Below are 12,769 nucleotides of genomic sequence, written 5' to 3'. Positions count from 1 at the left end.
GTTTTAGCCATCGCTTCTCATATCAACTTTTCTTGGTGCAAGATGTGAGTTTAACGCTGATTCTCTCCTTGGAAAAGATTCAACTCCGAACCCCGAACTCAGGTCACTCTCTTAAACTTGGGTTAAACTGATATCTTGCACCTATATCATAAAGTTTTGGTGAAGTTAGGATGTAGGGTGAATTCGTATCTCTTGGTGTGTTGTCTTCTTTTGCATTTTTGAGGATAAATTTAAAACATAAAAAAAACTTATGGTTTACAATGTCTGCCTTTGGTTAATCCACTGGCAATATCAGTGAATCTGTTGGTGGGGTAGATTCTAAGGGGGGACTGTTGCGAGTAGCATTAAACCAAATCACCGAAAGCAGTAAACCAAAACCGCAACCAATCAAGAAGATCCAACCGTGGGAGGGTTCTAACATACAGAGTAAGCGACGATTAGAGCTGTACACTTGTACAACCCATCCTTCATTCTTATTCAACTGTGACTGTGACTGTCTGGATTCAAACTGGTTCATGTTTTTTGCTCCGTGGTGGTTGTAAGTAGAAAATAGTTCTTGCTTCCTTGAGGTGCTTTTTCTTAATTTATAGTCATAGACAAAAGACTATTATCATAGAATTTATCATATTGTTAAGTATATGTTGAGCTTGGTTAACAAGCAACATTTCCCACAAAATATTGCTTCAAAGTTCTCTAATATTTTGATAAACAAAACTTATAATTCTAACGGGCTTGGCTATATTCCATGGGATTTCGTAACAATGCTAATTTTTGAAACATTATCATCAGGGTTTGATATTACTGATAAGATGCTCGGAGTTGAGGTTGCAGTATTCATGGCGATTTATATGAAAGAGTATTTGAAGGTTAGTGAGGTCATCAACTGGCAAGATTCGGAAATTATGAAGCGTGCTAAGCAGATCGCATCGGAATATAAGACCCGAATGAAAATAGCGAAAGCGTCCTTTGAGTGGGTGCGAGATGAAATCTTTCATAGCGTTGACTATCAGATGAACCCAGTGACTTGGAGAGCTTCTGATGTCCTTAAACACAAAACGGGATACTGCTATGCTAAGAGCCATTTACTTGCTGCGTTGCTTCGGGCAAACCAAATCCCAACAGGATTTTGTTATCAGCGATTGAGTATCGATGACAACGGTGCGCCGTATAGTTTACACGGGTTCAACGCAATTTATTTGCCTAAAATTGGTTGGTATCGGGTTGATGCGAGAGGAAATAAAGAAGGAGTTGACGCTCAATTTCTTCCTCCCCAAGAACGTTTAGCATTTAAGATTCAGTTTGCTGAAGAGGCAGATTTTCAAACGATTCTTGCTGAACCGCTTTCGATAGTCATAGAAGCCTTGCGATCGCAAGTTACATGGGATGAAATGCTTCGTAATCTTCCAGATATTTCTTTAGAGTCTGCGAAGAATAAAGGACTTAAAGTTAATCTGAACTAGGGAAGTATTCGGAGGTGTTTAAACCAAGACTAGGCTCAATGGACTATTCAAAACTTACGTTGCAAACTTTGGGGTTTACGATCCCCATCTAGAGGGTTAGCTTAGATGGGGTAATTGAAGCTTGATCAAAAGTGAACTGTAGGATCAATTCATCAATCGACCCTAGCTTAAAGTTGAGCTTAATTTTCTTCTGTTTCTATTCCAAAGACTCGATTAAAGGCTTTTTCTACTTTGTAACCGGAATCGATAGTTTCGAGGGGATCTTTACGGAGTCGGTGACGCAAACATAAGACCATGGTGCGACGAATATCATCCACAGTAACTTCTGTGCGCCCTTCAAAGGCTGCTAACGCTTTGGCGGCACGGTTAGTTACAATATCACCCCGTAACCCATCCACATCCAATTCTGAGCAAACTTCCGAGATTTTCACCCGTAAATCGTAGTCAATATTCACAGAAGAGAGCAAATTTTGTGCTTTGACTAAACTATCTTGTAAATCGTCTTGCTGTTGTTGATAGGTTTCACAGAATTTGGGGGGATCTTGATCAAATTCTGATCTTTGTTCCACGATTTGCACCCGTAGATTAGGTTCTTTCACCGTATGGATCTCTGCGTGCATTCCGAAACGATCTAACAACTGGGGTCGTAATTCCCCTTCTTCCGGGTTCCCGGATCCCACCAATACAAATCTAGCCGGGTGACGGATGGAAATACCTTCCCTTTCTACCGTATTCCAACCACTAGCAGCAGAATCCAATAGGACATCTACCAAGTGATCATCCAGTAAGTTCACTTCGTCCACATAGAGAATACCTCGGTTAGCTTTGGCTAATAATCCGGGTTCAAAGGCTTTTACCCCTTCTGATAGGGCTTTTTCGATATCAATTGTGCCACAAACTCTATCTTCTGTTGCGCCCAAGGGTAAATCTACCATGATTACCTTTTTATGGGCAACCGGTAACGATCCTTGTTCCTCCAACGCTCGACGTGCATCGTCGCTCATCAAGTCGGGATCACAAGGATGAGAATTAAAAGGATCATTTTCCACCACATCAATTTCGGGGAGCAAATCGGCTAAAGCACGGATAGTGGTAGATTTTCCGGTACCGCGGTCACCCATGATCATCACACCGCCGATTTTCGGGTCAATAACATTGAGGAGTAGGGCCAGTTTCATCTCTTCTTGGCCAACAATGGCCGTAAAAGGAAAGACAATGCGATGGGTTTTTGGAGGAGCTTGTAAGGTTGCAGTCATCTAGATTATTTCTGTTTATTCTCAGTATAATTTTGCTATGCGATCGCTTAGTTGGTCAATTTTTGATCTATTTCTATTGTTGCACAGGATACACTTATTGAAACGAATATTGAATCGATTATTAATGATAAAATTATACACATACCTTGCTCTTACATAAACCCTAAAATGTCAGCCAACTTTTCTTATCCAAATACCCCTCAACAAGACGTTACAGATGTTTATCACGGTGTGGAAATAAAAGACCCCTATCGTTGGTTAGAAAACCCCGACTCGGAAGAAACCCAAAAATGGATTGCAGCTCAAAATAAGATTACTTTTGACTATTTAGCTAATATTTCGGCTAGAGAGAAAATTAAACAACGCTTAACTGAACTGTGGGATTATGAAAAGTACGGAATTCCCTTTAAAAAAGCAGAAAGATACTTTTACTTTAAAAACGATGGGCTACAAAATCAAAGTGTTTTATACACTCTCAAAACTCTTGATGATGAAGCAAAAATATTGCTAGATCCTAACACCTTATCCGAAGATGGAACCGTTGCTTTGTCGGGTTTATCTATCTCAGAAAATGCCCGATATTTAGCTTACGGTTTATCTACATCCGGTTCAGATTGGGTAGAATGGAAGGTGAGAGAAATTGAAACAGGAAAAGACTTATCGGATCATCTAAAATGGACTAAGTTTACAGGAACATCCTGGACAAAAGATAATCAAGGCTTTTTCTATAGTCGCTACGACGAACCTAACGAAAAAACAAAACTAGAAGACACAAACTACTATCAAAAACTTTACTATCATAAGTTAGGAACATCTCAAGATCAAGACCTATTGATTTACCATCGCCCCGACGAGAAAGAATGGGGTTTTAGTGGAAGAGTTACCGAAGACGGACAATATTTAATAATCGGGGTTTGGAAAGGAACTGATTCTAAAAATCTCGTTTTCTATAAGCATTTAAAACAAGAAAATGCTGAAGTTGTGGAACTTATCAATAAGTTTGAAGCAGACTACAGTTTTATTGATAATAAAGGTTCAATTTTTTATTTTCGCACAGATTTTAACGCCCCAAAAGGTAAAGTTATCGAAATTGACATCAACAAATCAAATCAAGAAAATTTGCAAGAAATTATTCCAGAAAGAGAAGAAACCTTAGAAGGAGTTGGTATTTTAAATAATCAATTTGTTTGCGATTACCTTGAAAATGCTAAATCTGCCATTAAAATCTATGATCTACAGGGTAACTTTATCCGAGATGTAAATTTACCTGGGATTGGTTCTGTTGGTGGCTTTAATGGGAAAAAAGAAGACACGGAAACTTTTTATTCTTTTACCAGTTTCACAACTCCTACAACCATATATCGGTACAATATGGTAACAGGAGAAAGTAAAATTTTTCGTCAACCTAATGTGGCTTTTAATCCCGATGATTACGAAATAAAACAAGTGTTTTATGAAAGTAAAGACGGGACTAAGGTGCCTATGTTTATTACCCATAAAAAAGGCTTAGATTTCGATGGAAATAATCCTACTTATCTTTACGGTTACGGAGGATTCAATGTTTCTTTAACACCAAATTTTTCTCTTAGTAACCTTGTTTGGATGGAAATGGGAGGAGTTTACGCAGTTCCCAACCTCAGAGGAGGTGGAGAATATGGAGAAGAATGGCATCAAGCAGGTATGAAAAATAAAAAGCAAAATGTATTTGATGACTTTATCTCAGCAGCTGAATGGTTAATCAAAAATAACTATACTTCTTCTCAAAAATTAGCCATTGGTGGCGGTAGTAACGGTGGTTTGTTAGTGGGTGCTTGTTTAACCCAAAAGCCTGAATTATACGCAGCAGCTTTGCCAGCAGTTGGGGTTTTAGATATGCTTCGTTTTCATCAATTTACAATCGGTTGGGCTTGGTGTCCAGAGTACGGAAGTTCCGAAAATGAAGAAGAATTTAAGACACTTTTAAGCTATTCTCCTTTACATAATTTAACAGCAAATACAGCTTATCCAGCCACTATGATTACCACAGCTGACCACGATGATCGAGTGGTTCCAGCACATAGCTTTAAGTTTGCAGCCACCCTACAAAATGTTCATAATGGAGCGAAACCTGTTTTAATTCGCATTGAAACAAAAGCCGGTCACGGTGCAGGAAAACCTACCACCAAACTAATAGAAGAAATTGCCGATAGATGGGGTTTTTTAGTTGATAATCTAGGTATAAGTGTGGTATAATTTTATGTAGAGTATAAAAATTTTGTCTATGGGTAACTCTACAGAAAAGCCTACTCAGAAAAAACCAACTCCAACAAACTGTTTAATAGGAGCAACAATATCAGGAACGTTAGGTTACGGACTTTATAACTTAACCTCTTCGATTATGCAAACCTTTGCTAATAAGCCTTTAACATCTTCTAATGGCTTAGTATTGAGGATTGGTTCATTAGTTAGAACTTTAGTTACTGGTGTTGCTTCATTAGGCACATTTGTCTTTTTCTTTGTTGCTTTTGGCTTAATTTTATTAGCAATTCAATTATTATTCCAGAAAGAAAAGACAACAGAAAGCTAACTAGTTTTTATGGTTTACGCCAGTTGTTGTTAGCCTGACTGAGTACATATTGAGACACTATTTCAATCTGTTCTTTTGTCAGTCTTTCCTCATAAGCTGACATATTATTTTTACCATAGGCAACTAGGTTGATAATAGAATCCAAAGTATCAACTTTATTTTTTTTCAAAGCTTTTAACTTTAAATTCTTACCCCGTCGAATAATATTTTTACCATTGGGATGACATCCACTACAATGAATTTCAAAAATCTTTGCACCACTATTAACCTCTGCTGCTAGTGTGGTGATTGGAAAAAATACTAATAGTAATATTAATAATAGAGTAATAAGAATCGAGTAAGTTTTGAATCTCATAGATACGAATTTAAGCAGTAGAATTTAACAGTAACACAACTACCCTCTTTCTTACAAACCATAGGGCAATGTCAATCATCTAAATCAAAAATTTACAGTATATAGAAATAAATTTGCTCATTGAGATAAGATAGTCAATAATTGATCAATAGATAATTAACATTACCCGATCCTATGGACACAAAAGCTTTTAAACGAACCTTACACAAATCTACCAATTATCACCGCAAGGGGTTTGGTCATGAAACCGAAGTGATGGGAACCATGAACACAGAGTATCAAAGTTCTCTCATTCAAAAAATTCGCGAGAATAATTATCAATGGCAAGAAGGAAATGTTACAATAAAATTAGCAGAATCCTTTGGTTTTTGTTGGGGAGTAGAAAGAGCAGTTGCAATGGCCTACGAAACCCGTCAACACTTTCCTGAAGAGAAAATTTGGATAACTAATGAAATTATCCATAACCCTTCGGTTAACCAACGCTTATTGGAGATGAATGTAGGGTTCATTCAAGTAATTGACGGTAGCAAAGACTTTTCAGTAGTAGGAACAGGAGATGTAGTTATTCTACCTGCTTTTGGTGCTAGTGTAACGGAAATGAAGTTATTAAACGATAAAGGTTGCATAATTGTTGATACAACTTGTCCGTGGGTTTCTAAGGTTTGGAGTTCTGTAGAAAGACATAAGAAAAAAGATTATACTTCTATTATTCATGGTAAATATCGCCACGAAGAAACCGTTGCAACTAGTTCATTCGCCGGTACTTATTTAGTGGTTTTAAACCTAAAAGAAGTTGAATATGTTTGTAACTATATTCTCAATGGTGGTAATAAAGAGGAGTTTCTAGAAAAGTTCAAAAACGCCTATTCAGAAGGATTTGATCCTGACAAAGATTTGGTAAAATTGGGTATTGCTAACCAAACAACTATGTTAAAAAGTGAAACCGAACAAATAGGAAAGCTTCTTGAAACAACGATGTTAAAAAAATACGGTCCTACCGAACTAAATCAACATTTCATGAGTTTTAATACCATTTGTGATGCAACACAAGAACGTCAAGATGCCATGTTAAATCTAGTAGAAGAAGATGTCGATTTAATGGTTGTTATTGGGGGTTTTAATTCCTCTAATACAACCCATTTACAAGAGATATCCGTAGAAAGAGGCATTCCTTCATATCATATTGATAGCGAAAAGCGCATTTTACTAGGGAATAAAATTGAACATAAACCATTAGGAAAAGAAATAGAGACTATGAAAAATTGGCTCCCTGAAGGTAAAATTGTGGTTGGTGTAACTTCAGGCGCATCCACCCCTGATAAAGTAGTAGAATCGGTCATACAGTACATTTTTGAAGAAAAAAATGCTAGGGTTTTAGCATAGGCAAACCGGCAAGGTAAGCAATCAAAAAAACACTATATGATTGCTTAACCTAGCTTAGCTTTATCTATGAAAAAAATCTCTGACATAGTAGTCAAATAAAGTGGTCTTAGAGATACAGTTAAGGTATGAAAACTTAACTTACAATCCAGGTGTTGTCTGCTCAAATAAAGAGGAAAAATCTTTAGTAATAATAGCAGAAGTATCATCTTCAGGTTTAGTAATAACATCAAAAGCTTTATTTTTAGCTGATGTTTCAATTAACGCTTGTGCTACTAATTCTGCCACATCTTCTCTAGGAATAACTGTAGAAATCCCGTTAGGAGGATTTTCTAATAAAGTATCATTCTTTCCTACAATTAACTCTCTTTTACCTCCTGGTTCATTGAGTAAACCACCTGCACGTATAATGGTATAATCAATCCCCGAATTAATCAAATATTCTTCTGCTTTACGCTTCCAAATTAAAACATTCCCATTACCCAATTTATTGAGGGGATGATTAGGGTTTGTTCCTCCCATTGAACCTACTAAAACAATATGATTAATACCTAATTCTTTAGCTAAATCAATCTGATTTTTTTGCCCTATCCAATCGACTTCCTCCGGCATTCCTCCGTTTTCAAATTCAAATTCTGGCCGTTGTCCTTCCTGGGGAGGTGCTTTCATTTGAGGCACAGAACTGGTTAAAATCACCAACATATTACACCTTTCTAAAGCAGGTTCTAAGCTAGATTTTTCAGTGACATCTCCCATAAAAAAGTTCTCAGGGGACCCAAATAATTCTTCTATTTTTTCTAGATTTCTAGCAAAACCAAACACCTCAAACTTATCAGAAAGTTGACGAAGTTTTTTGACGACCAATAATCCTGTTCTTCCCGTCGCTCCCGTAACAAGAACCGTATTTTTTGACATGATTCTACAGTGATCTACTATCATTCAATAGCATAAGCTCTAGGGTGTCTCCTTGGCAACTTTATTGTAATTTTTGTTATTATCAATCTTAAATTAGTTATCAATATATTCTTTCGAGTTATTGTAAGTATCATAAAAATTACTGAAAAATAGGCAAAAGTATGAGATAATCTAAAAGTATGATTCAGTTAGCATCTATGAAAAGTTTGTTTAAAACAACTGCAATTATTCCAATTTTTGCTTTTACTTTATTCGTAAATTCCGCTAAGTCAGTACCTGTAAAACCATCAGTGGAAGTTGCACAACAAACTCCTTCTATTGGTCGAGAAATGAGGAGTTTCTTTGAGAGTGGGCGTTTAACTTCAGAAGATAGACTATTATTTCAAAATCCTCCTGATGGTGTTATTCCTCTAAGAAATCAATCTAATAGTTGGCAATTTATTGTTTTTAAACAAGGAGGGGTTTCTTTCTGGATGCCACCTGGTATTTTAACCCAAGATGAGTTACCATTATCCACAACTTTAGGTGATATTAGTTTCCGTAGTTTAACTTCCCATAGAGAAGGTCAAGAATATGTTGCCGCTTATGCAGAAAATTTGACAAGTGAACAAGTAGAAAATATCGATATATTATTAGAAGCAATCCAAAACGAAATACCGCCAGATGAAGATTTTAAGTTAACTGAGAAAAGGGCGATTTTTTTAGATAATAATGTAGGTCAAGAACTTACCTTTTCCAATCAAAATGAAGTTATAACTATTAGACTATATCTGGTAGAAAACCGTCTTTATGCTTTAGGGGTTCGTTATCCAAAGTCTCTTACAGATACTCGCAGTAGCAGAAGTTTTTTGAATGGGTTAGAATTGTTAAATAATTAATGACTTAATTGTATTATGGATTATGATTCTCCCAAAACCGAAAGGCAAAAAAAAGCCGTTAATCAAGCGAAAAAAGTATTTATTATTTTGTTAGCAAGTGGGCTATCTATTGGTGTTATTGTCTCTGTCGGGGTTGTTAAATTGATGGATTATTTTGGTTTAACAGATAAGACAAATCAAATGGAAGTTATTAGAGAAAAGATAAACCAAGAGGAACCCTGATTACTTAATTTTTAACTTATTTTACCAATTTGGACTGTGAGTAAAATCCCAACAGTTGCCCTCGTGCCAAACTCCACCATCTCGTTTTTCGCAGTCTTCTTTTGTGTTAATATAAGGGATAGTTGCAGGGGATACTTTCTCAGAGTCTATGGGTACTTGAATTCGAGTAATTCCTAATCCAATTAACTGCCCTAAACCAAAAGTTACGACACCACCAGCAACAACAGCAATGATCAATTCTGCCGCACGACGAGTCAATTTTGTACGGTTGATTTCGGTGCGAAGATAATTAAGTTGCTTTTCAACTTTTTCTTGGCTTTGACGTAACTGTTTAGCTTGGGAAAGTAAAAGTTTTCGCTTATTCTCTAAATCAGATTTTGAGTGAGAATTTTGTAAACTTTCAATCGTTGTTAATAACTCTCCATTACTATTAAGTAACTCCACTACATCATCATTTAGTCTTTCTAATTTTTGACTGACTACACAACCTAAATTAATCGCTATTTTAGCCACTAAACTATCATTTTGTTGCCGTAAATTTTGTAAAATTTCCCTTTGAAACACGAAAATTTTACAGGGAGTTAAAGTTCTGACTGTTGCTTTGCGAGGTCGGTGTAAAAATAGACCCATTTCTCCCAAAACAGAACCCTCTTTCTGTATAGCAACCTGTCGAGGTTGTCCCTTATTTATTCCTTTTAAAACTTCTGTTGCGCCTTCTAATACAACAATTAAGGCATCGCTACTTTCTCCCTCACGCATCAAAATGGTACTTGTATTAACCGTTTCCATCTTGCCCATTTCAATTAAACGTTCTAACTCTTCATCGTTTAATTCTTGACCGAGAGAGGTATTTTGAAGAATTTGATTAACTTTTTTTAATTCCATCTTAAATAATTAAATCTAACTACATCAATAATAAGTATAATAATTTTTTCATAGAAGAGAATTAAGAAGGCACAATGAGCAGAAAAACTTAATTCTCAATTCCAAATTTTTATCTCTTTTCCCACATTACGCAACACGGGGCAAAACGTTCTCCCTAACAACAGAATCATAGTAACGTTGCAACTGACGAGTAGCTGCAGCCCATCCCCATTTTTCTGCCTCTTGTCGAGCGTTGCTACGTAACTGTTCTCGTTCCTCCGTGGCAGCTAAAAGACGTTTTGTCGCCATAATCGACCCATTTGGGTCTGTCGGTTCAAATAGATACCCATTTACCCCATCTGTAACAATATCAGGAATTCCCCCGGAATTGGCTGCTACCACCGGACATCCAGCTGCCATCGCTTCCAATAACACTAAACCTAAAGTCTCCGTTGTAGAAGGGAAGACAAAAGCATCCGCAGAAGCAAAGGCAGAAGCCAATTCTAACCCTTGTAAGTATCCTATAAAATGGGTCTGAGTCCCCTCAAAATGAGCCTCTAAGGCCTCTCGATGGGGTCCATCCCCAACAATTGCCAAATGTGCCTCTGGAATGGACTCTAAAACTGGTTTGATGCGATCGATTTGCTTTTCTGCTGAAACCCTTCCTACATATAAAAGCAAGGGATTTTCAGGATTTCCCCCCGATAAACGGGAACGCATTTGCTTTGAAGTTAAATGGGGTTGAAACATCTCCGTATCTACCCCTCTTTGCCAAAGATTAACCCGTTCAATATCATGAGTTTCTAACGCTTCTACCATTGCAGTAGACGTACAGAGGTTTAAACGGGCTTGATTATGGGCTAATTTTAGCAGTTCCCAGAGCAATCCTTCTAAAGAACCTAGACCATAATGTTGTAAATATTGGGGTAAATGGGTGTGATAAGAAGCAACTAGGGGAATATTCAAAGTTTTGGCGTAATAAATCCCACCTAATCCCAAAACCGCAGGATTAACCACATGAATTAAATCTGGTTTAAATTTCTCTAATGCTTTGCCCACTTGAGGTGTAGGAATAGCTAATTTTAACTCAGGATATAAAGGAAGAGGAATCCCTTTTACACCATAAATTTTTGCTCCTTTATGTTCTCTTAACCCACCGTCAGGAGAAAAAACTAAAACTTGGTTTCCATCGCGTTGTAAGTGGTCAACTGTATGTCGTAAACGGGTTACGATACCATCTATTTTAGGCAAAAAAGTTTCTGTGAATAGAGCAATTCGCATAGGATTTTCAATTTTCTTGCATAACCATCAATATATTAGGCTATGTTGGGTCATTTGAGTCAAGAAAACTAAGCTAAGAGTTCAAATACTTAACTGGTTTAGTTGTCATTCCGACCAATGAGGAATCTCATCGTTAATGCTACTCTATAAGTAGTAATGTAGAGAGATTTTTTGAAAACTCTCTCTACAAAAAATCAATTTTATCCTAATCAATCTTATGTTCAATAACTAGGGTTGAACCAATCCATGCACCAGTTGCATCGTAATTACGGATTAATCTTTGGCGTTCTTTTTCATTGACTAACCATCCTACCTCTAAGAAGAAGGGTTTTCTTAATTCTAATTTGATAGGTGCATTGGTTGAAGTTCCGTCCGGTAACAAGAAAATTTGTCGAGGATTATCTCCTGTGTTAAATACTAGCTTATTGCCTTCAATATTTGCTGTTGATGTTAAAGTGGCTCCTGAAAAACACAATGTTTGTTGTACTTGGTTATCAGCAACTTGATTAACTTCTAAACTGGTTTCAAATTTATCCGTGGGGCGAAAATCAGGATAAGCTGTGTAAGCGATTCCTTGCCATTTTCCTAGTAGTTGCTCTAGGGTTAATTGGGGGCCTTCTTCAGCATTACTGTTACTGCGAAATTCTCGAATTAAAGTAATACTTGAAAATTCATTTTGACGGTCGTATAATAAGACACAACGTAAACGGCGATCGCTTTTAATAAAGCCAAATTCTGAGCCAAAATCAGAAAAAGGGGCTAATTGTAATGATCCTTTCGAGAAAGTTCCTGTCTCAAAGAAAATAATTTGTTTTCCTAAGGAACGGTATTCTTGTGTATAGTCTTGAGTGGGGGTTTGATCATAATCATTGCCCTCAAAACGGCGTAAACGAAATTTAACTAATTGATTGTTTTCTAATCCTTCTAAATTGATAATAGAAAGAGTAGAATCAAGGATATCGCCTTGGGGAGAAATTTTAGTAAACGAACCTCGCCATTCTCCGAGATTTTTTAGGAAATTTTGCCAGTTATTTTCAGCCATTTGTTAAAGATGTTTTATTATTATCTTTATTTACCATACTAAATAATCAAACAAATTGAAAGCCAAGGTAAAAGTTATTTTAAACTATAAGGACATTTCATTCATTAATATCTAAAAATACTTGAGAGGAAAGTCATAAATCTTATTATTGTCAACTTTGATATATTTACTTCAAATCCAAGCATTTGCCACTGTATGAAATCATCTGTTTTTATTTGTACTAACTTTTTATGCTTCTTTTATCTTTTTTTAGGGTTGCTCTGACGAAGCTATTAAATAAAAATATTTATCATAAACAAAACAGTAAAGATAAAATTAAATTGTAAACCCTGCAAAGTAACCTTAAATTAATTCATGATTTTCTAATCCTTCAAAATTAATAATAGATGGAGTATGTTAATCTAATAAGTTATAACTTATAATAATCAAATTTTAAAAATGACAACATCTCAAGAAAAAACACAACCAACTTTAACCCCTTCTAAACCTTATCAACCCGTATCTTCTCAAAAAGCCAGGGGTCACTCGCTGCGAAAACTTAGGCCAAACA

13 protein-coding genes are annotated in these 12,769 nt (G+C 36.3%); 6 read left to right on the top strand and 7 right to left on the bottom strand.

The window, feature by feature from the left end; all coding sequences use genetic code 11:
* Positions 1-274 precede the first annotated feature (274 nt).
* Positions 275-517 carry a hypothetical protein gene (locus P9B04_RS04290; protein ID WP_342053761.1) on the bottom strand — a complete coding sequence of 81 codons (243 nt, stop codon included), beginning with the start codon at positions 515-517 and terminating at the stop codon, positions 275-277.
* A gap of 121 nt (positions 518-638) precedes the next feature.
* Between P9B04_RS04290 and P9B04_RS04285 the strand changes: the two genes are divergently transcribed.
* Complete coding sequence (locus P9B04_RS04285) at positions 639-1,460, top strand: transglutaminase-like domain-containing protein (protein ID WP_342053760.1); 822 nt, start codon at positions 639-641, stop codon at positions 1,458-1,460.
* A 179-nt stretch (positions 1,461-1,639) separates the two neighbouring features.
* On the opposite strand, the gene bchI is transcribed toward P9B04_RS04285, so the two are convergent.
* Positions 1,640-2,716: a magnesium chelatase ATPase subunit I gene (gene bchI / locus P9B04_RS04280; protein WP_342053759.1), complete on the bottom strand. Its 1,077-nt coding sequence runs from the start codon at positions 2,714-2,716 to the stop codon at positions 1,640-1,642.
* Positions 2,717-2,884: 168 nt separating this feature from the next.
* Here bchI and P9B04_RS04275 point away from each other — a divergent pair, with 168 nt between their 5' ends.
* Entirely contained in the window at positions 2,885-4,948 is a 2,064-nt protein-coding gene (locus P9B04_RS04275; protein ID WP_342053758.1) for a prolyl oligopeptidase family serine peptidase, read from the top strand.
* Between the two features lie 28 nt (positions 4,949-4,976).
* Complete coding sequence (locus tag P9B04_RS04270) at positions 4,977-5,282, top strand: DUF3082 domain-containing protein (protein ID WP_342053757.1); 306 nt, start codon at positions 4,977-4,979, stop codon at positions 5,280-5,282.
* Positions 5,283-5,289: 7 nt separating this feature from the next.
* Here the strand turns inward: P9B04_RS04270 and P9B04_RS04265 are convergent, their stop codons facing one another.
* Positions 5,290-5,637, bottom strand: coding sequence for a c-type cytochrome (locus tag P9B04_RS04265; protein ID WP_342053756.1), 348 nt, complete (start codon positions 5,635-5,637; stop codon positions 5,290-5,292).
* Positions 5,638-5,811: 174 nt separating this feature from the next.
* On the opposite strand from P9B04_RS04265, the gene P9B04_RS04260 reads away from it, so the two are divergent.
* A complete protein-coding gene (locus tag P9B04_RS04260) occupies positions 5,812-7,020 on the top strand; it encodes a 4-hydroxy-3-methylbut-2-enyl diphosphate reductase (protein ID WP_342053755.1) in 1,209 nt (402 codons plus the stop codon).
* A gap of 138 nt (positions 7,021-7,158) precedes the next feature.
* Here the strand turns inward: P9B04_RS04260 and P9B04_RS04255 are convergent, their stop codons facing one another.
* A complete protein-coding gene (locus P9B04_RS04255) occupies positions 7,159-7,932 on the bottom strand; it encodes an SDR family oxidoreductase (RefSeq protein WP_342053754.1) in 774 nt (257 codons plus the stop codon).
* A 197-nt stretch (positions 7,933-8,129) separates the two neighbouring features.
* Between P9B04_RS04255 and P9B04_RS04250 the strand changes: the two genes are divergently transcribed.
* Positions 8,130-8,810 (top strand): hypothetical protein, encoded by a 681-nt coding sequence (locus P9B04_RS04250; protein ID WP_342053753.1) that lies wholly within the window; start codon positions 8,130-8,132, stop codon positions 8,808-8,810.
* A gap of 15 nt (positions 8,811-8,825) precedes the next feature.
* Positions 8,826-9,032: a hypothetical protein gene (locus P9B04_RS04245; RefSeq protein ID WP_342053752.1), complete on the top strand. Its 207-nt coding sequence runs from the start codon at positions 8,826-8,828 to the stop codon at positions 9,030-9,032.
* Between the two features lie 21 nt (positions 9,033-9,053).
* Here P9B04_RS04245 and P9B04_RS04240 read toward each other — a convergent pair whose 3' ends face one another.
* The 3 genes from P9B04_RS04240 to P9B04_RS04230 form a co-directional block, all read right to left on the bottom strand.
* Entirely contained in the window at positions 9,054-9,917 is an 864-nt protein-coding gene (locus P9B04_RS04240) for a cyclic nucleotide-binding domain-containing protein (RefSeq protein WP_342053751.1), read from the bottom strand.
* Positions 9,918-10,043: 126 nt separating this feature from the next.
* Positions 10,044-11,177, bottom strand: coding sequence for a glycosyltransferase (locus P9B04_RS04235; protein ID WP_342053750.1), 1,134 nt, complete (start codon positions 11,175-11,177; stop codon positions 10,044-10,046).
* Between the two features lie 205 nt (positions 11,178-11,382).
* A complete protein-coding gene (locus P9B04_RS04230) occupies positions 11,383-12,219 on the bottom strand; it encodes a DUF3598 family protein (RefSeq protein WP_342053749.1) in 837 nt (278 codons plus the stop codon).
* Between the last annotated feature and the right edge of the window lie 550 nt (positions 12,220-12,769).

Source organism: Crocosphaera sp. Alani8 (assembly GCF_038442745.1).
Taxonomy (GTDB): domain Bacteria; phylum Cyanobacteriota; class Cyanobacteriia; order Cyanobacteriales; family Microcystaceae; genus Crocosphaera.
This window is presented reverse-complemented; position numbering and strand designations above follow the sequence as displayed.